This is a genomic window from Paenibacillus sp. AD87, assembly GCF_001659845.1.
GTDB lineage: Bacteria > Bacillota > Bacilli > Paenibacillales > Paenibacillaceae > Paenibacillus > Paenibacillus marchantiae.
This window is the reverse complement of record NZ_LXQN01000007.1, coordinates 3791676-3812257: the sequence shown is the minus strand read 5'-3', so window position 1 is coordinate 3812257 and position 20582 is coordinate 3791676. Positions and strand designations below refer to the sequence as shown.

General features: G+C 48.6%; 15 protein-coding genes and 1 pseudogene. 11 read left to right on the top strand and 5 right to left on the bottom strand.

Annotation, left to right across the window (positions count from 1 at the left end):
• Nucleotides 1-22: 22 nt before the first annotated feature.
• The 5 genes from gpAD87_RS16630 (at nt 23) to gpAD87_RS16610 (ending at nt 8023) form a co-directional block, all read left to right on the top strand.
• Nucleotides 23-349, top strand: a complete 327-nt coding sequence (locus gpAD87_RS16630) for a helix-turn-helix domain-containing protein (protein WP_064636170.1) — start codon at nt 23-25, stop codon at nt 347-349.
• On the top strand, nt 337-1173 hold the full coding sequence (locus tag gpAD87_RS16625) for an IS3 family transposase (protein ID WP_064636168.1): 837 nt from the start codon (nt 337-339) through the stop codon (nt 1171-1173). The genes gpAD87_RS16630 and gpAD87_RS16625 overlap by 13 nt, the downstream gene beginning before the upstream one ends.
• 262 nt (nt 1174-1435) lie before the next feature.
• On the top strand, nt 1436-5566 hold the full coding sequence (locus tag gpAD87_RS16620) for a collagen-like protein (protein WP_442950739.1): 4131 nt from the start codon (nt 1436-1438) through the stop codon (nt 5564-5566).
• A gap of 412 nt (nt 5567-5978) precedes the next feature.
• Nucleotides 5979-7406 (top strand): FAD/NAD(P)-binding protein, encoded by a 1428-nt coding sequence (locus gpAD87_RS16615; RefSeq protein ID WP_064639250.1) that lies wholly within the window; start codon nt 5979-5981, stop codon nt 7404-7406.
• Nucleotides 7407-7573: 167 nt separating this feature from the next.
• Complete coding sequence (locus tag gpAD87_RS16610; RefSeq protein WP_157258481.1) at nt 7574-8023, top strand: hypothetical protein; 450 nt, start codon at nt 7574-7576, stop codon at nt 8021-8023.
• A gap of 115 nt (nt 8024-8138) precedes the next feature.
• Here the strand turns inward: gpAD87_RS16610 and gpAD87_RS16605 are convergent, their stop codons facing one another.
• A complete protein-coding gene (locus gpAD87_RS16605; RefSeq protein WP_064639248.1) occupies nt 8139-8822 on the bottom strand; it encodes a G1 family glutamic endopeptidase in 684 nt (227 codons plus the stop codon).
• Between the two features lie 262 nt (nt 8823-9084).
• On the opposite strand from gpAD87_RS16605, the gene gpAD87_RS16600 reads away from it, so the two are divergent.
• From gpAD87_RS16600 to gpAD87_RS16585, 4 genes are all read left to right on the top strand, one after another.
• Nucleotides 9085-9831 carry a DeoR/GlpR family DNA-binding transcription regulator gene (locus gpAD87_RS16600; protein ID WP_064639247.1) on the top strand — a complete coding sequence of 249 codons (747 nt, stop codon included), beginning with the start codon at nt 9085-9087 and terminating at the stop codon, nt 9829-9831.
• A gap of 2 nt (nt 9832-9833) precedes the next feature.
• The gene (pfkB, locus tag gpAD87_RS16595; protein ID WP_064639246.1) at nt 9834-10745 is read left to right on the top strand and encodes a 1-phosphofructokinase; all 912 of its coding nucleotides are present in this window, start codon (nt 9834-9836) and stop codon (nt 10743-10745) included.
• Nucleotides 10746-10881: 136 nt separating this feature from the next.
• Complete coding sequence (locus gpAD87_RS16590) at nt 10882-12876, top strand: PTS fructose transporter subunit IIABC (protein ID WP_064639245.1); 1995 nt, start codon at nt 10882-10884, stop codon at nt 12874-12876.
• Between the two features lie 197 nt (nt 12877-13073).
• Nucleotides 13074-13859, top strand: coding sequence for a class I SAM-dependent methyltransferase (locus gpAD87_RS16585; protein ID WP_064639244.1), 786 nt, complete (start codon nt 13074-13076; stop codon nt 13857-13859).
• A 106-nt stretch (nt 13860-13965) separates the two neighbouring features.
• Here the strand turns inward: gpAD87_RS16585 and gpAD87_RS16580 are convergent.
• A pseudogene (locus tag gpAD87_RS16580) lies at nt 13966-15107 on the bottom strand (zinc-dependent alcohol dehydrogenase).
• A 28-nt stretch (nt 15108-15135) separates the two neighbouring features.
• The gene (locus gpAD87_RS16575; protein WP_064639243.1) at nt 15136-16299 is read right to left on the bottom strand and encodes an oxalate decarboxylase family bicupin; all 1164 of its coding nucleotides are present in this window, start codon (nt 16297-16299) and stop codon (nt 15136-15138) included.
• 152 nt (nt 16300-16451) lie between these two features.
• On the opposite strand from gpAD87_RS16575, the gene gpAD87_RS16570 reads away from it, so the two are divergent.
• Complete coding sequence (locus gpAD87_RS16570) at nt 16452-17846, top strand: DUF1254 domain-containing protein (RefSeq protein ID WP_082935148.1); 1395 nt, start codon at nt 16452-16454, stop codon at nt 17844-17846.
• Between the two features lie 108 nt (nt 17847-17954).
• On the opposite strand, the gene gpAD87_RS16565 is transcribed toward gpAD87_RS16570, so the two are convergent.
• Nucleotides 17955-18836 (bottom strand): SDR family NAD(P)-dependent oxidoreductase, encoded by an 882-nt coding sequence (locus gpAD87_RS16565; protein WP_064639242.1) that lies wholly within the window; start codon nt 18834-18836, stop codon nt 17955-17957.
• Nucleotides 18837-19041: 205 nt separating this feature from the next.
• Between gpAD87_RS16565 and gpAD87_RS16560 the strand changes: the two genes are divergently transcribed.
• Complete coding sequence (locus tag gpAD87_RS16560; RefSeq protein WP_064639241.1) at nt 19042-19479, top strand: MerR family transcriptional regulator; 438 nt, start codon at nt 19042-19044, stop codon at nt 19477-19479.
• A 61-nt stretch (nt 19480-19540) separates the two neighbouring features.
• Here the strand turns inward: gpAD87_RS16560 and gpAD87_RS16555 are convergent, their stop codons facing one another.
• Nucleotides 19541-20473, bottom strand: coding sequence for an AraC family transcriptional regulator (locus gpAD87_RS16555; protein ID WP_157258480.1), 933 nt, complete (start codon nt 20471-20473; stop codon nt 19541-19543).
• Nucleotides 20474-20582 lie beyond the last annotated feature (109 nt).

Here is a 20582-nt window from a genome sequence, read left to right as displayed (position 1 = left end):
AATTCTAGGGGGTGCATTTTTTATGGCGATAAAGGGACAAAAGTTTAATACATATTCGGAGAAAATTAAAAAAGAGGCCATTCGTCTACATATTGTTGAAGGATGGACTTATCGAAAGATTAATGAACATTTGGGGATTCATGACCCGGGACGAATGAAGAGATGGATGCGGAAATACCGGGAGCAAGGCGAGTTCGGACTGATGGATCAGCGAGGTCGTCGAAAAGAATACATGGATCAAGACCGCTATGTGCAAAACCTGAAACGGGAGAATGAGTTGCTAAAAAAGTGCTTGGTAATCTGGAAGGAGGAAGCAAACAAGAGAGATTTCAGATCATGGAAAAAGTAGCGGCTTACGGTGATATCCAGAGTCTATGCCATGTGTTTGGCGTGTCCCGGAGTGGGTTTTATGCCTATGTAAAACGTAAACGAATTGATCGCGATGCAAAGGCGAAGAAACAGGTGCTTCAAACGTATCAACGATATGAAGGCAAATATGGTTATCGACAGATCCAGTTGTTCCTTTGGCAAGATCAAGGGATTTGGATGAATCACAAAAAGGTGCTCCGCCTGATGCAAATGCTCGGTATTCAATCTCGAATCCGTCGTAAACGACGCTCCAGCAGCTCGTATGCACCTGCGCAGCGTGTAGCAGAGAATCTCTTGAAGCGCGACTTCCGTGCGGAAAAGCCAAATCAGAAATGGGTAACCGACATTACCCAGTATCGTGTGGGCGAGCGCTGGGTTTATCTTTCAGCCATAAAGGATCTGTTTAATAACGAAATTGTGGCTTACGAAATAGGCGAACGCAACGACAATGAACTGGTGCTCCGCACATTTAGCAAGGCGTTTGTGAAGCAAAAAGACATGACCGGACTGGTCGTTCACAGCGACCAAGGATTCCAGTACACGTCTCATGCTTACCACGACATGCTGCCAAAGGTTGGCGCCCGGATCAGCATGTCTCGCCGAGGAAATTGTTATGACAATGCCTCTATGGAGAGTTTCTTCTCGCATCTCAAAACGGAAGGACTCTATCCTTATCATATCCGAACGGTTGCTGAAGCACAAAGCAAAATCGAAATATATATCCGTTTTTACAACCGAAAACGGCCACAACGAAAACTAAAAAAACTGACGCCGGTAGAGTACCGACGCCAGTTTGCAGCCTAGGGTCTTTTTATAATGTCTACAAAATGGGGTCTTGACCACTGGTGCAACAGGGCTTATTGGAGTAACTGGTGCGACAGGGGCAACTGGAACAGGAGCTACGGGAGCCACGGGTGCAACGGGTCTTACTGGAGTAACAGGAGTGACAGGAACAACCGGAACAGGAACGACTGGGGCTACTGGTGCGACGGGTTCAACTGGTATAACCGGAGCCACAGGATTTACTGGAGTGACAGGTGCAACGGGCTTAACTGGGGTAACAGGAGTGACAGGATCAACCGGAACGGGAATAACCGGAGCGACCGGCGCGACGGGTTCAACTGGGGTAACTGGTGCGACAGGGGCAACCGGAACAGGAACGACTGGAGCTACTGGTGCAACAGGGCTTACTGGAGCAACTGGTGCGACAGGTGCCACCGGAACTGGAACAACCGGAGCCACTGGGGCAACGGGGCTTACTGGAGTAACTGGAGCCACGGGAGCGACAGGATTTACTGGCGTGACAGGGGTAACGGGAACAACAGGAACCACCGGCGCCACCGGAATAGGAACAACTGGAATCACTGGTGCAACGGGCTTAACTGGGGTAACAGGAGTGACAGGATCAACCGGAACGGGAATAACCGGAGCGACCGGCGCGACGGGTTCAACTGGGGTAACTGGTGCGACAGGGGCAACCGGAACAGGAGCTACGGGAGCTACCGGAGCAACGGGACTTACTGGAGTAACTGGTGTGACAGGAGCAACCGGAACAGGAACGACTGGAGCTACTGGTGCAACAGGGCTTACTGGAGTAACTGGTGCGACAGGTGCCACCGGAACTGGAACAACCGGAGCCACTGGGGCAACGGGGCTTACTGGAGTAACTGGAGCCACGGGGGCGACAGGATTTACTGGCGTGACAGGGGTAACGGGAACAACAGGAACCACCGGCGCCACCGGAATAGGAACAACTGGAATCACTGGTGCAACGGGTCTTACTGGGGTAACAGGGGCGACCGGTGCAACGGGAACGGGAACAACAGGAGCCACAGGTGCAACGGGTCTTACTGGAGTAACTGGTGGAACAGGTGCTACCGGAACGGGAACAACAGGAACCACCGGCGCGACAGGATCTACTGGGGTAACAGGTGTTACAGGCGCAACCGGAACCGGAGCTACGGGAGCCACTGGTGCAACGGGACTTACTGGAGTAACTGGTGCGACAGGTGCCACCGGAACTGGAACAACCGGAACCACTGGGGCAACGGGTCTTACTGGAGTAACTGGAGCCACGGGAGCGACAGGATTTACTGGCGTGACAGGTGCAACGGGTTCAACTGGGGTCACCGGTACGACAGGATCAACCGGAACGGGAATAACCGGAGCGACCGGCGCGACGGGTTCAACTGGGGTAACTGGTGCGACAGGTGCAACCGGAACCGGAGCTACGGGAGCCACTGGTGCAACGGGACTTACTGGAGTAACAGGAGTGACAGGAGCAACCGGAACGGGAACAACCGGAGCTACCGGAGCAACGGGACTTACTGGAGTAACTGGTGTGACAGGTGCCACCGGAACAGGAACGACTGGGGCTACTGGTGCAACAGGGCTTACTGGTGTAACTGGTGCGACAGGTGCCACCGGAACGGGAACAATTGGAGCTACTGGTGCGACGGGTTCAACTGGTATAACCGGAGCCACGGGGCTTACCGGGGTGACGGGTACTGGAATCACGGGAGCCACGGGAGCCACAGGATTTACTGGCGTGACAGGTGCAACGGGCTTAACTGGGGTCACCGGTACGACAGGATCAACCGGAACGGGAATAACCGGAGCGACCGGCGCGACGGGTTCAACTGGGGTAACTGGTGCGACAGGGGCAACCGGAACCGGAGCTACGGGAGCCACTGGTGTAACGGGCATTACTGGGGTAACTGGTGTGACAGGTGCAACGGGAACAGGAACAACCGGAATCACTGGTGCAACGGGGCTTACTGGAGTAACTGGTGTTACAGGGGCAACCGGAACCGGAGCTACGGGAGCCACTGGTGCAACGGGCATTACTGGGGTAACTGGTGTGACAGGTGCAACGGGAACAGGAACAACCGGAATCACTGGTGCAACGGGGCTTACTGGAGTAACTGGTGTTACAGGCGCAACCGGAACAGGAGCTACGGGAGCCACGGGTGCAACGGGCATTACTGGGGTAACTGGTGTGACAGGTGCAACGGGAACAGGAACAACCGGAGCTACCGGAGCAACTGGTCTTACCGGTGTAACTGGAGCTACAGGTGCAACGGGCTTAACTGGGGTCACCGGTACGACAGGATCAACGGGAACAACCGGAGCCACGGGAGCAACGGGTCTTACTGGAGTAACTGGTGCAACAGGCGCAACCGGAACCGGAACTACGGGAGCCACAGGTGCAACGGGTCTTACTGGAGCCACAGGCGCGACGGGTTTAACAGGTATAACTGGTGCAACAGGTGCTACCGGAACGGGAACAACAGGAACCACCGGCGCGACAGGATCTACTGGGGTAACAGGTGTTACAGGCGCAACCGGAACCGGAGCTACGGGAGCCACTGGTGCAACGGGGATTACTGGGGTAGCTGGTGCGACAGGTGCAACCGGAACGGGAACAACCGGAGCTACCGGAGCAACGGGACTTACTGGAGTAACTGGTGCGACAGGTGCCACCGGAACTGGAACAACCGGAGCCACTGGGGCAACGGGGCTTACTGGAGTAACTGGAGCCACGGGAGCGACAGGATTTACTGGCGTGACAGGTGCAACGGGTTCAACTGGGGTAACAGGTGTGACAGGTGCCACCGGAACCGGGACAACTGGAGCCACTGGTGCGACGGGTGTAACTGGAGTGACAGGCGCAACCGGAACAGGAACAACTGGAGCTACAGGTGCAACGGGCTTAACTGGGGTAACTGGAGTGACAGGTGCAACAGGAACGGGAGCTACAGGGGCTACTGGAGCCACGGGGCTTACTGGGGTAACCGGTACGACAGGAGCCACCGGAACCGGGACAACTGGAGCCACAGGTGCAACGGGCTTAACTGGGGTCACCGGTACGACAGGACCAACGGGAACAACAGGAACCACCGGCGCGACAGGATCTACTGGGGTAACAGGTGTGACAGGTGCCACCGGAATAGGAACAACCGGAGCCACGGGTTCAACGGGTGTAACTGGTGCTACAGGCGCAACGGGTACAGGAACAACTGGAGCTACTGGTGCGACGGGATCTACGGGTGTAACCGGAGTTACCGGCGCAACCGGAACGGGAACAACCGGAGCAACGGGGCTTACCGGGGTAACGGGTGTGACAGGTGCAACGGGAACCGGAACAACTGGAGCCACAGGCGCGACGGGTTTAACAGGTGTAACTGGTGTGACAGGTGCAACAGGAACAGGAGCAACTGGAGCCACTGGTGCAACAGGACTTACTGGAGTAACAGGTGCGACAGGAGCAACGGGAACAGGAGCTACGGGAGCTACAGGTGCAACGGGGCCTACTGGTGTAACTGGTGTGACAGGTGCAACGGGAACAGGAACGACTGGAGCTACCGGAGCAACAGGACTTACGGGTGAAACAGGTGCGACAGGAGCCACGGGAACGGGAACAACGGGAACAACCGGCGCCACAGGATTTACTGGTGTAACCGGAGTGACAGGTGCAACGGGAACAGGTATAACCGGATCCACAGGCGCGACAGGATCTACTGGGGTAACAGGTGTGACGGGCGCAACCGGAACCGGAGCCACTGGCGCGACGGGTTCAACGGGTGTAACGAGTGCAACTGGTGCGACAGGTGCAACGGGAACGGGAACAACAGGCGCAACTGGGGCTACCGGGGCGACTGGAGTTACTGGATCCACGGGAGCCACAGGGGCTACGGGTGCATCAGGGCCCAATCTAGCTGCACAAGGATTTTCTGCATTTTTGGCTAACCTATCAACAACAACCAGTGCACAGTTAACCAACTGGAGTACAGCAAGTCCTTACTATGGTAATGCAAATTTTAATGCAACTACAGGCAATTACACGGCGCCGAATACGGGGACCTACTCGATTGTGGCAACAATCAATTTTTCTACAACTGCCGCAATCGCCATCTCATTGGGTGCTGGGGTCAATCCAGCGTTTCTGGTGCAAAGAACCTCCCCCACTACGACTACATTGGTCAATGGACTATTGCCAATCCTGAATATCAGCGTAACGCTACTTACGTTGCGGGCAGTTCTTGGTAGTGGAGCCGTAACGCTAGCGGCGCAGGTTACGCTGAATGCAGGCGATGTGATTGGGTTGTTTTACGCAGCGAATGGATTAACGATTACTCTGAACTTGGGGATTGGAGCAACGAACGGTATTGTATGGTCAGTACACGAATTGACATGAGGTATTCATTCTTCAGCACCCCACCTATTTAAAAATAAGACAACACGAAAACAGATCCGGGTTGGATCTATCGTTAATATCCAACCTGATCTGTTTTTTTACATACAGGACGAAGTCGTTAAAATTTGGTTTCGTTATGGTTAACAAGCATGTTAGATATTTTTAGGTCTGATGACAAGAAATCTGTCGTGATATTCAAAAAAATGACCCTAACTCATATAATAACGCTAATCCTAACGAAAATGATGTAAGGGATTGAGACGGAATCGACGTCCTTATCCATATAGTAAATGAATTAGGCTGCTTTGAACTTACAGAATATCCATTAACAAAATAAATTATTACACCAACATAACATTAAACGAGCGGTTCGTAGAAGTATACGAGTGGACGTTGAAAGGGTTGAGAAATGATGAGCCTTGAAACATTAAACCAACGAGTACAAGATGATCTGGCTTATCTCGCATATGGAGGTGCGGATTGGATTCGCCCACGCGAACATGACGAAGGCCATATCTATGATGTCGTAATTGTAGGTGGTGGGCAGAGCGGTTTGGGGGCTGCTTTTGGTTTCCTGCGTGAGCGGATATCCAACATTCTGGTTATTGATGAAAATGCCGCAGGGTTGGAGGGACCTTGGGAAACTTACGCGCGTATGGTCACGTTACGTACACCAAAACACCTGACTTCCATTGATCTCGGTATTCCTTCGCTGACGTTTCGAGCATGGTGGGAGGCGCAAGCGGGTCCTTCGGGATGGGATGAGGTTGATAAAATTCCGCGCAGCGAATGGATGAACTATCTGCGCTGGTACAGGCAAGTGCTTAATCTGCCTGTCATGAATGAAGTGAAATTGAGACTGATTGAACCTGCAGATGGAGGCATACATCAGTTGCACATTACAGGTGCGGGGGCTCCAAGTAATATGTTGCTGGCACGAAAGGTTGTCTTGGCTACGGGCATCCAGGGTGGGGGGGAGTGGCATGTACCACCTCTGATCGCTGAGAAAGTACCTAGGCATCTGTACGCTCACACGTCGGAGCTGATTGATTTTGAACGGTTACGAGGAAAAAGGATTGCCATACTTGGCGGCGGAGCTTCAGCCTTTGATAATGCCAACTTTGCACTAGCCACAGGCGTGGCTGAAGCTCACGTATTTGTACGACGGGAACAATTGCCGAGCATTAACCCGATTCGTCAGATGGAGCAATCCGGTATGATCGAAAGGTTTCACGTATTGCCGGACGAGGATAAGTACGCAACCATTTCCCACTTTTTCAAATACAATCAGCCACCAACCAACGATACCTTTAACCGGGCCGCTGCATGTCCAGGCTTCCAATTACATCTTCATGCGCCTTGGCTGGATATACAGATGAAGGATGGGAAAGCGGTAGTGACTACGCCACAGGGCCAGCACTCCTTTGATTTTCTGGTCATAAGTACGGGGATGGTGAGTGATCCGTCACTGCGTCCCGAGCTCAGAATGGTGGAAGCGCATATTGCTCGCTGGGCAGACCGGTTTCAAGCTCCGACGGTACAGAGGAATGCACTGCTTGACGCACATCCCTACCTAAGTCCCGGGTTTGCCATGACCAGCAGAGATGAGGAGGGGCAGGATAAGCTGCGTGGGTTGTTTGTCTTTAACTACTCTGCACTTGCAAGTTGCGGCCTCTCCGCCTCAGCAATATCGGGGACAAGAAATGCTGTGCCGAAGTTGGTTTCAGCTGTAGCCGATCAGCTTTTCCTGGATGACCGGGAACAGATCTTGGAGCAATTTTTTAAGTATAACGAACAGGAATTTACCGCGAGTTGGGTGAAAAGTGAAGTTGGAATCTGAGTATTCAAAATAACCGTACAGCAGGGTAAGGTGCTGTACGGTTTTCCTTTTCTTAAAGTTACATTTACGTGTGCTTATATAATGCTGTAAAATATCGAATTATACAGCGTTAAGGCAGGCGATAGATTATTGTGAGAATCATGGATTATGAGGGGTTCAGAACCCATTTGAAGAAAGCGTCACGCAAACGAAATGAACCCTTGATCAAAATTGTAGCTTTTCAGGAAAAGTATATGAAGATTGATGAGATCCAATATTATGATGTAGAGCAGAACTATATGAGTGTTCAGGCGTGTAATACGCTGTGGATGAACTTGAAAGATAAATCGTTCCGCAATCTGGTGTCCCATGATCTGAAGTATTTCCAAACCATGGACAACCTCGGCCGTCATTCATTGGAGAATCTAATTAAAGAACTGTACGACATGGCTGTTCCAATCCTGCTGGATTATGATCCAAGTGATTTTTATAGTTTGCAGCAGTTGTCTGAAATTCTGGTACTGGATGAGATGAAGCTAGTAGAGAAATTGGAGATGGGGCGTTTCAAGGGTGCATTTATTAATGAAGAAGGAAGTTGGGTAAAACCCAAACCAGACAGGGCTGAGCTATTCTTATAATTAAAAAAAGAAACTCGTGTCAATTTCATAATGACTGATTATCCATTCTGCAATGGTACGCCGAATACGGCACATTGCAGTTTTTTTCATTAATGAATCTGTCTACGAAGAAGTCTCAGCCGTTTCGTTTCACGACGAAAGAGTCTCCGCTTGGTCCCGGTGTTCCTGGAATGGAAACAACCTGTTTTTGCTGAATCATGATGCCTTTCTCTTTGACGATGAAGCCGGGGCAGCGACCGTTCAGGCGACAACAGTTGAAGGTTACAGGCGTGATTTTTGCCATCCGGGAGATGGTGTTTCCCAATGATGGAGCTTCTACAATCCATTCCGCGGATGATTGCTGGCCTGTATATTGCTGAACGGTGCGAAAAGTCCAATTTTGGGTCAGGTTATGAAGTGTGATACACCAGCGAGTTCGATTGATTCTGTAAATGGCCGCTCTCATCCGATCTCCCGGTGATACAGGAAAAGGGATGACCGTTTCAACGTCCGGAAGAATTTCCCACCAGGCATAATAACTAGCTTGACCGTTAACCCAATCATGGCCTGTTCCAGTCTGAATGAGATTGGAATTCTCGTATCCATCAATTCCGATCCAGGCTGAGGAGTATGAGGACTTGGACGATGGTAAAACAAAGGGCACGTTCCATTCAGCCGAGATACGTCTGAATTCAGCTTTGTCACCCGCTCGGGCATAACCACTCCAGTTGGAGGAAATCCACCCTAAGCGTAGTGAAGAATTTGTTTTGCCTGTATGAGGTATACAGGGTTTTCGGAGTTTGTTTCGATTATTCGCCATACGGCCACCTCCCATGTGAAAATAGAGACGAAATCATTCGTTCGATATTATCAAATGCATGGAAGACGAAAGAGGACATGGACAATCTGAGAAAGAAATAAGGTTTGAATGATTTTGAACGATATTTAGGGTTGAATGCGATGTTTGATGTCTATAAAATGGCGAATGTTGATGGTTTTTGAATGTTTTTAAATTAATTTGAATGAAAGTGATTGTTTTTTGAGGAATTTATGTTACTATAAAAGCAGTTGGAGGAATGAAAATGCTAACTGAAGAACGATATGCTGCAATTATAGAGCGCTTACACGAAAGAGGCATTGTGAAACTGCAAGAGCTCGTCGATGTGCTGGGTGCTTCTGAATCAACGATACGGCGTGATTTAATTGACCTGGAGAGCCGTCAGATGCTGAAACGCATACATGGTGGTGCTGCTCTAGTGAATGAAAAGACGCCGGAACCCGGTATGGAAGAAAAAACGTTCAAAAACATTCAACAGAAAACGGCGATTGCTCGTTTAGCTGCGCAGGAGATCAACAATGGTGAATGTATCTATCTGGATGCAGGGACGACGACATTAGCCATGATTCCCTATATTGAGGCCAAGGACGTTACGGTAGTGACGAACGGACTTTCTCATGTAGAAGCGCTGGTAAGTAAACGAATACGCAGCTATCTGCTTGGCGGAATGATGAAAATCCACACCAAAGCCGTGATTGGCAGTATCGCATTACAGAACATGGACAACTTCCGTTTTGATAAATGTTTTATCGGAACCAACGGAGTGGATGCCGAAATGGGGTATACAACTCCCGATCCGGAGGAAGCCTTGATTAAAAGACGTGCACATCAATTGTCCGGGAAATCTTACGTGCTGGCTGATTCCAGCAAAATTGGGGAAATTACTTTTGCCAAACTGTTTGACCTTGAGGAGGCAGACTTGATCACAGAACGTATGCCGGAACACTGGCGCTCTGTAATCGCCCAGAAAACTAAAATAATTGAGGGATAGCCATGATATATACCGTAACACTTAATCCTTCCATTGATTACATCGTGGAAGTGGATGATCTGAAGCTTGGTGATTTGAATCGTATGAATCGGGACCTGAAACTTCCTGGAGGCAAAGGCATTAACGTATCGCGAGTGCTTAATCAACTGGGAGCCAAAAACACTGCACTCGGATTTCTGGGAGGGTTCACAGGCCGTTTCATTAATGACAAATTGCAGGAAGACAAGATTCTGACGGACTTCGTTACCATCGCAGATGATACCCGAATTAACATCAAGCTGAAGCATGGGGAAGAGACAGAGATTAACGGACTGGGACCAGCCATTCGACCAGAGGAAGCAGCGGGGTTGCTTAACAAGTTATCCGCATTGCAAAAAGGAGATATCGTCATTCTTTCGGGAAGTGTACCGCCTTCACTGGGAACTGATTTCTATGATCGTCTGATCAATGTGTGCAAACAAACGAGTGCCGATTTTGTAATCGATACGACAGGCCCCGCTTTAATGGATGCTTTGGTGCATGAACCGCTGCTGGTGAAGCCGAACCATCACGAACTAGCTGAACTTTTCGGAGTAACCATTGACACTCAAGAGGAACTGGTGACTTATGGTCGCAAGCTTTTGGAAGCAGGTGCCAAACATGTGTTGATCTCCATGGCAGGAGAAGGAGCGCTGTTGATTACCAAAACAGATGTCTACCATGCGAGCGTTCCAAAAGGTGTCGTGAAAAACTCGGTTGGTGCTGGAGATTCCATGATCGGTGGATTCGTAGGTACATTTGGATTAAACGAAGACCTGCTTGAAGCGTTCCGAACGGGGGTTGCTTCGGGTAGTGCAACGGCTTTCTCAGATGACCTGGCGGCTCGTGAACTCATCGAAGAGCTGCGTACTCAAGTCACCATAACCAAAATATAGTCCGTACAAAATGAATGGAATACAGGCCCCTTTTTAGAAGAGGGGATTCAGTTAATAGCAGATAACAGCGTAATAAGTACAATTATAAGTCGGTCTGTATCACGCAGGCTGACTGAATTTAAGGGAGTGTACCAGAATGAGAATAACAGACCTGATGATCCAGGGAACGATGATCATGGACCTGCAAGCCACGACGAAAGAAGAGGCTATTGATGAACTCATTGCAAGTTTAAACCGTAGCGGACGTATTAATGATCCGGTTCTGTTTAAGGAAATGATTTATAAACGCGAAGCGGAATCCAGCACGGGGATTGGTGGCGGTATTGCCATGCCTCATGCCAAAACAACAGCAGTAAATGAACCAACAGTTGTATTTGCCAAGAGTCGGAAAGGACTTGATTTTGAAGCGCTTGATGATGAACCGGCTCATATATTCTTCATGATTGCAGCTCCAGAGGGGGCGGCCAATACACATCTTCGTACACTTGCAGCTCTTTCCAGGCTGTTGATTGATAGCGATTTCATCTCGCAGCTAATGAGCACGGACACTCCTGGAGAAGTGACTGCATTATTCGATGCGAAACAGGCGGAAGAAGCGGAGAAAAAAGCTGCCAAAGAAAAAGCCGAAGCGGAGAAAGCAGCAAATGTTGCAAATGGAACAAACGCTGTATCTGGCGCGGGCAATGCGAATGGACAGAAGCAGAATACATCAGGCCTTATTGTTGGTGATGCGGCATCTGAAGATTTTGTCGTTGCAGTAACCGCTTGCCCAACAGGTATTGCTCACACGTTCATGGCTGAAGACGCTCTCAAGAAGAAAGCACAGGAAATGGGCATTAATATCCGAGTAGAGACCAACGGTTCCGAAGGAGCACAGAACGTACTGACAGCTGATGAAATCGCTCGTGCCAAAGGGGTTATCATTGCGGCAGATAAAAATGTGGAAATGGCCCGCTTTGATGGCAAACCGGTATTACAAAGACCCGTAAGCGATGGCATTCGCAAATCCGAAGAACTGATTCGCAAAGCAGTTAACGGGGACGCTCCGATCTACCGAAGCCAAGGCGGCAACGGTGGGAAGGGTGAAGGAGAAAGCCAAGGCAAATTGAGCATGGGCAGCAAGATTTATAAAGATTTAATGAACGGGATCTCGCATATGCTTCCATTTGTTGTAGGTGGCGGGATTTTGCTCGCCATATCCTTCTTGTTTGAACAAATTGCGAGTCCGGACAATCCTATTGTGCAATTGTTGCAGACCATTGGTGGCGGGACCGGAGCGTTCCACTTCCTGATTCCTGTCCTTGCCGGTTTTATTGCGATGAGTATTGGTGATCGTCCGGCCCTGATGCCTGGTATGGTCGGTGGATTGATGGCTGTGAATTCGAACGCCGGTTTCCTTGGTGGTCTGGCTGCCGGTTTCCTGGCAGGTTACGTTGTAATTGGTCTGCGCAAACTATTTAAAGGACTGCCTAAAGCAATTGACGGATTGAAACCAATCCTGCTCTATCCTGTGTTCGGATTGCTTATCGTTGGTGCAATAAGTTTCTATGTCTTTGATCCAATCTTCGGTTCCCTTAACACATGGCTTGTAGATGCACTTGGAAACCTGGGTACAGGAAATGCTGTATTGCTTGGCTTGCTGCTTGGCGGCATGATGTCCATCGATATGGGTGGACCGTTTAACAAAGCGGCTTATACATTTGCTATCGGTGTATTCACATCCAGCGGCAATACAGATGGTGCTTGGATGGCAGCTGTTATGGCGGGGGGGATGGTACCGCCACTGGCGATTGCACTCGCTACAACGTTCTTCAAATCCAAATTTACGGAGCAAGAACGCAAATCAGGTTTGACGAATTACGTGCTCGGATTTTCCTTCATCACGGAAGGCGCCATTCCATTTGCTGCGGCTGACCCGCTGCGTGTTCTGACATCCTGTATTCTCGGTTCTGCTGTTGCAGGTGGACTGACTCAACTGTGGAGCATTAACGTACCTGCTCCGCATGGCGGAATCTTCGTTGCGGCACTGGCGAATCACGCATTACTCTTCCTGCTTGCTGTAGCAATCGGTGCAGTGATCTCCGGTCTGATCCTCGGCCTGTGGAAAAAATCACCGACCGTTGTGAAATAAGTCAAAGGGTAAAGTTTCCCTAAAAGTTTTAAACAATCTCTACCTCATAGTTTGTTTAAAATAACATGGCATCTTCTCAGTGAAATTCACTGGGGAGATGCTTTTTTATTTCGCTGCAGGTCATTCTGTGATAAGATAAATAATATCTAATTAATGAAACAACGTTTCATCTAATGAAACTATAAGGAGGGAACAGCATGTCTAATGATCAGATTAAAGGACAGGTACGCAAACAATTTGCGAAAAATGCGGAGAAATATGTGACTAGTGCCGGTCATGCCAAAGGGGATGATCTGGCATTGCTTGTGGCTTCATCTCAAGCAAGCTTGGATATGAAGGTGCTGGATATTGCCACTGGCGGAGGACATGTTGCCAATGCATTAGCTCCGCTTGTGGAGCAGGTTATCGCATTGGATTTAACGGATGAGATGTTACAAGTGGCTGAACATTTTATCCGGGGAAATGGGCACCAGAATGTGGATTTTGTTGCAGGAGATGCTGAACACGTCCCTTTCGAGGATGATTTCTTTGACCTTGTGACCTGTCGCATTGCTGCACACCATTTTCCAGACGTATCTTCCTTTGTATCCGAGGCGCTTCGAGTAATGAAACCTGGTGGCAGACTGTTATTAATTGATAATGTGGCACCTGAACGTGATGAGAATGACCAATTTTACAATGAAATCGAGAAGTGGCGTGATGGAAGTCATGTTCGGGCATGGCGTAAGACGGAATGGATTCGGATGTTGGAGCTTGCCGGATTTCGAATGGAAGCGATGGTTTCCTTTGAGAAACACTTTATATTTGAAGACTGGTGCAATAGGGCTGGACTCCCGGAGTCGGAAAGTAGAGAGCTTGAAGCAAGCATGCTGAGCGCGCCATCTGTGATTAAGAAGTATTTCAATTTTGAAGTGACGCATTCTGGCAGACTCGTTAGCTTCAAAGGAGAAAGTGTATATATTCAGGCGGTAAAAGGAAAATAAGGTTTCGCTATTATTAATTAATTCGTTTAAGTGAACAAAAGCAAAAGCAAAAAAGGCAGAGGGCCCGCGTAAGGGACATCTGCCTTTTTAGATCGTCGTCACATAATCAAGGTTTCAGTATAACTTTGGTACACTCGTCTTCGTGTTCGTAGAAAATCCGGTAAGCTTCCTTCGCATTCTCCAGCGCAATGCGGTGAGAGATGATCTCGGTAGGGTCGAATTCGCCAGCCGTGATTTTGCGGAAAAGCTCCGGCATATAGTGAATAACAGGGGCTTGTCCCATTCTCAGGTTAATGTTTCGTTCAAACAGATTGCCTAGGGGGAACATGTTATAGGTCGAGCCATAAACACCCGTCAGTTGCATCGTCCCGAATTTGCGCACAGCCTTGATACCGATCTCAATTGCACTTAATGTACCGCCTTGAATTTTCAGCTTCTGTCCAATTTCCTCCAAAGTGGATTTCTTGCCATCCATGCCTACACAGTCGATGACAACATCCGCTCCGCCTTGGGTTATTTCGCGAATATGTTTACCCATATCATCGTAATCTTCAAAATTAAATACTTCGGAATTATTCATTCGTTTGGCTTTGTCCAGTCGATACGGAAGACGATCCACAGCAATGACTCGCTTGGCACCTTTCATCCAGGCGAATTTTTGTGCCATCAGGCCAATCGGCCCGCTGCCAAGCACAGTTACAGTGTCTCCCGGCTTCACCCCGGCGTTCTCAACACTCCAGTACGCAGTAGGGAGCACATCGGACAGGAATAACAGAGCTTCATCCTCCAGCTCACATGATTCGGGAATCACAAAGGGCATGAAATTTCCATATGGAACACGCAAAAATTCAGCCTGACCGCCAGGATAATTGCCGTACCGTTCCGTGAAGCCAAAATAACCACCAGTATGAATCTCCGGATTACGGTTTGAGTTATCGCACTGGCTCTCCATATCGTAATTGCAATAAAAGCATTCGCGCCGCAGGAGATGTTAAAAGGCAACACCACACGATCTCCTTTTTTTACTCGCGTTACCTCAGGTCCTACTTCCTCAACAATGCCCATCGGCTCATGGCCGATGACATAATCCTTCTGGGCTGGTAGAGCTCCCTGATAAATATGAAGATCTGATCCACATATAGCTGTAGAAGTAATACGTACGATGATGTCATCCTTTTGCTGCAATTCCGGATCTTCGACCTCTTTTACTTGAATATCCTTGGTACCTTGAAACGTAACAGCTTTCATCTTCATATTCCTCCTAGATGTATTCCTATTAAACAACAGGCCATTTTTCTTTACGCAATGCTTGAAGCAGTTCGGGGGAAGCGTTCAGGTTGTCACGCACTAGCTCTTCCGGGGTTAGTGCCATCCATTGATTCAGGGAGATATCCTCAAAGCGGTCACTTCTAAACATCTCCAAAAACCATAACGTATCGGTGCCAGTATTCTGAATATAATGCCCCATGGCTACAGGAACGTATCCGACATCTCCAGCCCGATAGTCGAATGTGCGTGCAATGCCATTCCCTCCAAAAACAGTCATTCTTCCTTGCCCGGTCAAATAGTATTGCCATTCATCCGCATTGGGATGCCAGTGAAGTTCGCGCATACCTCCAGGCTTGATTTCCACGAGTGCTGCGGCAACGGTTGTTGAGATCGGAAAGTTGGTGGAGTCCACAATGCGCACACTGCCTCCCGGTGTAACGATCGGTTTCTGGGCTAATAGCCGATGTTTGAAGGAGAGCGGAACCGTGCCATAGGGGGACTGCACTTCCTGACTTGCGAGGGAACCAGGGACCTGATCCTGAAAAATGTAAACCTGTTCTGTTGGCATGGATTGGAATGCGGATTCGGGTACGCCAAAATTGACGGACAACACTTCCGGTGGCGTATGCGCAAACCAATCAGAGATGGATAATGTATTCAAATCGGAGAAGGACCCGTCATCAAATACAAGCAAAAACTCACACCCATCGGCCAGGCCCTGAATGGAATGGGGCAGACCTTTTGGGAAAAACCACAGATCTCCCGGTCCCACATCTGCAATAAAATTACGACCTTGCTGATCCACAGAAGTAATCCTTGCTGTGCCCCAGATCATATACGCCCATTCCGATTGCTGATGCCAGTGCAATTCCCTTACACCTCCAGGTGTAAGGCTCATATTCACACCAGCTAGTGTCGTAGCGATGGGCAGATCCCGTACTGTAATTTCGCGGGACCAACCGCCATGGTTCAACTGCATATGTGTATCGGAAAAAGACATTCTCAGGTTGGGTAATAAGCCGTTGTCGGTTACCGGAGGTACCAGCATATCCGGATTTTGTAGATCTCTCATCATATCCCGAGGCCCCAGATCCGGACCTCCGGCACCGTCTTTTCGTATCGGCTGCGGTATAATTAATGGCTTGCCATTGTTGTTGTTTTCATTTTTCATATGCAGATTCCTCCAGTTCATCACTTCGTCCCATGACAGATGTCAGTATAGTGAAGATTATGAACCAGAGCCTGGCAATTATGAGGGACGGGAATAATCTGCGTTGGCGAAGTGGAAAATAACGTGAAAATTCACGATAGGTGGTGAGAGGAATGCGTAAACGTTTCAGGTTATTGCTTTACATCTGTTTCATTGTTGGGACTGTCGCTTCTTCAATCGCTGCGAGGCCACTGGAGGTTCTGGCCAGTCCGGATGACATAAGGAAAGACAATGCAGCTTCTTCACAGGAACAGTTGGCTTATTCGCTTGGGGTTCAGGCTTACATATACGGCTATCCGCTGGTATTTATGGAACAAACGAGACAGATGGCTCTGAAAACAAGAGCCCCACTCAATCAGTTTTATTACTCCAGCATGCTGGCTTCTCCGCAATATCACGATATTGTAACTCCTAACAGCAATACGCTTTATTTTAGTGCCTGGCTGGATCTCTCCAAAGGTCCGGTGATATTGAACGTTCCGGCCAACACGGATGACCGTTATTACACCGTTCAAATGCTCGATGCATATACCAATACATTCAGGAATGTGTCCAATCGTACGACCGGAAACAAGGCAGGGCATGTCACCATCGTTGGACCCGGTAGAAGCAGTGATATAACTAAAGCATCTATCCAGACGCCAACGCCAACCGTTTGGCTGCTCGGACGTGTGGAAGTGAATGGTAAAGAGGATCTGAACCGTGCAGTTGCTTTCGAGAAACAATTCACCCTGTCAACGCCAACCAGTAATCCTTCCAGTGGCATAACAGACGGTTCGTCTTCGAATCAGATGTCTTCCATGAAGAACGACCCGTTTGCTTTCTATAAAATCATGACGGAACAGATTCGGCAAAATCCTCCGCCCGCCTGTGATGTAGTTCTGCTGGATCAGTTCAAGCTAATCGGCATTGATCCTGCCAAGGGATTTGAATCAGCTGATCTGAATGCTGCCACGAAAGCCGGACTGTTGCGTGCCACAAAGGATGCGCAACGTATTATTGCAAATTCAGTCAAGTCGATTCCGACCACCAATGGATGGTATATCGGCCATGATATTGGAACCTATGGTACCCAATTTCTGCTGCGGGCTGTCGTTGCATATTCCGGTTTGGGAGCCAATGTCCCGGAGGAAGAGCTATATGCACGTGCATTTGTAGATCAAAATGGAGAAAAGCTGCATGGCAAGCAACGTTATGTGTTGCATTTTAATAAGAATGATCTTCCGCAGGTGACCGGATTTTGGTCTCTCACCCTGTATGGCTCGGATTTTTATCTGGTCGATAATGCCATTGGCAGATATTCGATTGGGGATTTGACGAAAGGTTTGCTGTACAATCCTGACGGTTCACTGGACCTTTATATCCAGAAATCTGCTCCTGAAGGGAAGGAATCGAATTGGCTTCCTGCACCACCAGGAGACTTCAATTTGGTGCTGAGGATGTTTGCTCCGAAACCATCCATGCTGGAAGGGGAATATGAAGTACCTCCGGTCGCTCGGATACAATAGGATGCCTGGATACCATACATGTAAGGAGTAAAATGAATCCAAAGGAACAACAAAAAGACGTGACCGACACGCTCGGTCCCGTCTTTTTGGATGAGTACAGAAGAAAGCTCAAACACTTTTTTTGCTTACGGGATCGGTCTTGGAGTCAAGCTGCAAAAATTCATGCTCATAAATTTCATGCACTCTGTTCAGAATGGCTGGGCCTTGCTCCGTAAACCGGAGATTAGTGGGTTTGTTTTTCATCAGGAACGTACCGGATGTAAGTTTGGTTTGCGCAATGGCGTTATAAAGCAGAGAAGCTCCGTGACTTGGATGTGGGAAGAACAGCTTCATGATTGGTTTGATATAAAAGGGCAGTCCAGATGTTTTATTACCTCTGAGTGTATTGTTGCCTCCGGGGTCCACGCTGAGTAACCGAATTCCTTTAGCCGTAGGGGTAGAAGCAGCTTCGCGTGTCCATAAAGACAGTGCGAGCTTCGAAGTTGCATAAGGACCAAACAACTTTTTGAACTCTGCTGGATGTTCTAGGACGTCCAGGTTAAACTGTTTAACCATATTAAACGCACTGGTGGATGTATTAATAACGGTTTTCAAGGTGCTTTTGTGAAGAAGATCCTGTAGTTCCATATAAACGATGTACGGCACCACGGTCTGTAATTCAAAGTGCATTTCATGTCCCTGATCGGATAAACGAAGATCGTAACCGCTGCCCCCGGCATTATTGAACAACACATCGATGGTATCCGTTTCGGATTTAATCTGATTCAGTGCTTTTCTCAGACTATCGTACTGAGTAAGATTAGCTTGAACCCAACGGAGCTGGCCGGAGCGCAATCCGTCCTGAATATCACTGTCTTCCTTTGGAAAAGCGGAACGGTTAAGGCCGATAACTTGCCAGCCTTCCGCTAACAAGGTGCGGGTCAGTTCAAGACCGATTCCCGAAGTTGATCCTGTAATTAAGGCTGTACGAAGTGTATGGTTTGAATTCATATAAATACCTCCTGAGTGAATGGTGTGACAAGGCCAATCTGTCTAATGCGCTCATTCTATAATTTGGAGTCGACTCCAAGTCAAGCGTACTCTTGGTTTATATTTTAATTTTTTGGATGCGGTATCTATGAACTCATAACAACCTTGACTTGGAGCTGACTCCAAGTTGTAAGATAGAGATCAATGAAGGCGGAGGAGGTCGACGATGATGAATGATACTGAAGTGTTCTCCATTAAAGAGACGTCAGAACAGGCCGGATTATCGGAAGATACCATTCGTTATTATGAGAAGATTGGACTTCTTCCCCGGGCTGAACGCAAGGCCAATCGCCATCGGGTATACCGTCCGGAGGATATCCAGACGATGAAGCTTATTACTTGTCTGAAAAAAACAGGTATGTCTCTGGAGGAGATGAAGCCTTATTTACAGATGTCGATAGATTCGGACCTGGAAGATTTCCCGGATGAGCGTGAAATGCTGCTGAACCATCGGAAAAAGATTGAAGCGCAGATTGCATCCTTGCAGCAGATCGTCGATTTTATCGATGAGAAGATGGAGAAGCGTAGCATGTTTCCGGATGAGTGCCCGATTACCGGGGAGAATCAGATGTCTGTATTTGAAAAGAAGAACATCTTCTCCTGAGCGCTGCTAGCCAGCGGAACCCAAAAACCACGTCATTATGACGTGGTTTTTTTGCTTATATTTAGCAGTCGATATGGAGTGTATGGCGAAGGCGCTTGATATCACTTTTGGGAGGAAGGCCATACATGCGGGCGTACTCCCGACTGAATTGGGAAGGACTCTCGTACCCAACCTGGAATGCAGCATCGGCTGCATCGGTTGAGCCTGCCAGCAGCATTCGCCGAGCCTCCTGCAATCGAATCTGTTTTTGATATTGCAGTGGGCTCATGGCGGTAATGGCTTTGAAATGATAATGCAATGAGGACGTACTCATGTTAATCATGGAAGCCAATTGTTCGATTCGCAGTGGATGGGCGTATTCTGATTGGATCACTTCAATGACTTGAGCGATGTGCTGTGCATGACTGTTCTGAACTGCAAACTGCCTGATGGAGTGTCCATGCTCATCCTGAATCAGGCGATATAGAACCTCGCGGATCATAAGCGGTGCAAGTATGGGAATGTCTTCAGGTGTATCCAGCAGTCGAACCAATCGAATTACGGATTCCAGAAGCGGAAGTTTGGTTGAACTTACAAACAACCCACGACGTGTTGAATTGTCGGGTTTGGTTTGTGTAAAAGGTGATTCCTGAATAAGATCAAAAATCTGACCTGAATCAAAATCAAGTCGCAGACAGAGATAGGGATGTTCTGTGGTAGCCTGTACAACTTGCCCTGAAATAGGCAAGTTTATGGAAGCAACCAAATACTGTGAAGAGTCATAGGTGTAGCCCTCCTGTCCGAGAATAACCAGTTTGGACCCTTGGGCCACAATGCACAAGGCGGGTTCGTGCACGGCATGAATGGGCTCTGAAACCTGGGAAGCACGGATCAAAGCAAGCGAAGGAATTGCTGTTAGATGAACCCCGTCTTCGTGGGTGAAACGGCTGATCAGACGGGCCAATTCCTGCTGCTGCTGAATAATAGCTGTATCCTGTTCCATTTTTGAAAGCATGGATTGCTGGCCCTCCTTTCCTCGTACTCGTTTAACTATTTTAGAATGTACTGGACGAATAGGCAAGAATACTGTGGGATTCTTCTATCGCACATAGACTGATCCCTTA

Coding starts and splice junctions, on each gene's coding strand:
- gpAD87_RS16630 (WP_064636170.1), top strand. CDS start 23: ATGGCGATAAAGGGACAAAAGTTTAATACATATTCGGAGAAAATTAAA.
- gpAD87_RS16625 (WP_064636168.1), top strand. CDS start 337: ATGGAAAAAGTAGCGGCTTACGGTGATATCCAGAGTCTATGCCATGTG.
- gpAD87_RS16615 (WP_064639250.1), top strand. CDS start 5,979: ATGAGCCTTGAAACATTAAACCAACGAGTACAAGATGATCTGGCTTAT.
- gpAD87_RS16605 (WP_064639248.1), bottom strand. CDS start 8,822: ATGGCGAATAATCGAAACAAACTCCGAAAACCCTGTATACCTCATACA.
- gpAD87_RS16600 (WP_064639247.1), top strand. CDS start 9,085: ATGCTAACTGAAGAACGATATGCTGCAATTATAGAGCGCTTACACGAA.
- pfkB (WP_064639246.1), top strand. CDS start 9,834: ATGATATATACCGTAACACTTAATCCTTCCATTGATTACATCGTGGAA.
- gpAD87_RS16590 (WP_064639245.1), top strand. CDS start 10,882: ATGAGAATAACAGACCTGATGATCCAGGGAACGATGATCATGGACCTG.
- gpAD87_RS16585 (WP_064639244.1), top strand. CDS start 13,074: ATGTCTAATGATCAGATTAAAGGACAGGTACGCAAACAATTTGCGAAA.
- gpAD87_RS16575 (WP_064639243.1), bottom strand. CDS start 16,299: ATGAAAAATGAAAACAACAACAATGGCAAGCCATTAATTATACCGCAG.
- gpAD87_RS16570 (WP_082935148.1), top strand. CDS start 16,452: ATGCGTAAACGTTTCAGGTTATTGCTTTACATCTGTTTCATTGTTGGG.
- gpAD87_RS16565 (WP_064639242.1), bottom strand. CDS start 18,836: ATGAATTCAAACCATACACTTCGTACAGCCTTAATTACAGGATCAACT.
- gpAD87_RS16560 (WP_064639241.1), top strand. CDS start 19,042: ATGATGAATGATACTGAAGTGTTCTCCATTAAAGAGACGTCAGAACAG.
- gpAD87_RS16555 (WP_157258480.1), bottom strand. CDS start 20,473: ATGCTTTCAAAAATGGAACAGGATACAGCTATTATTCAGCAGCAGCAG.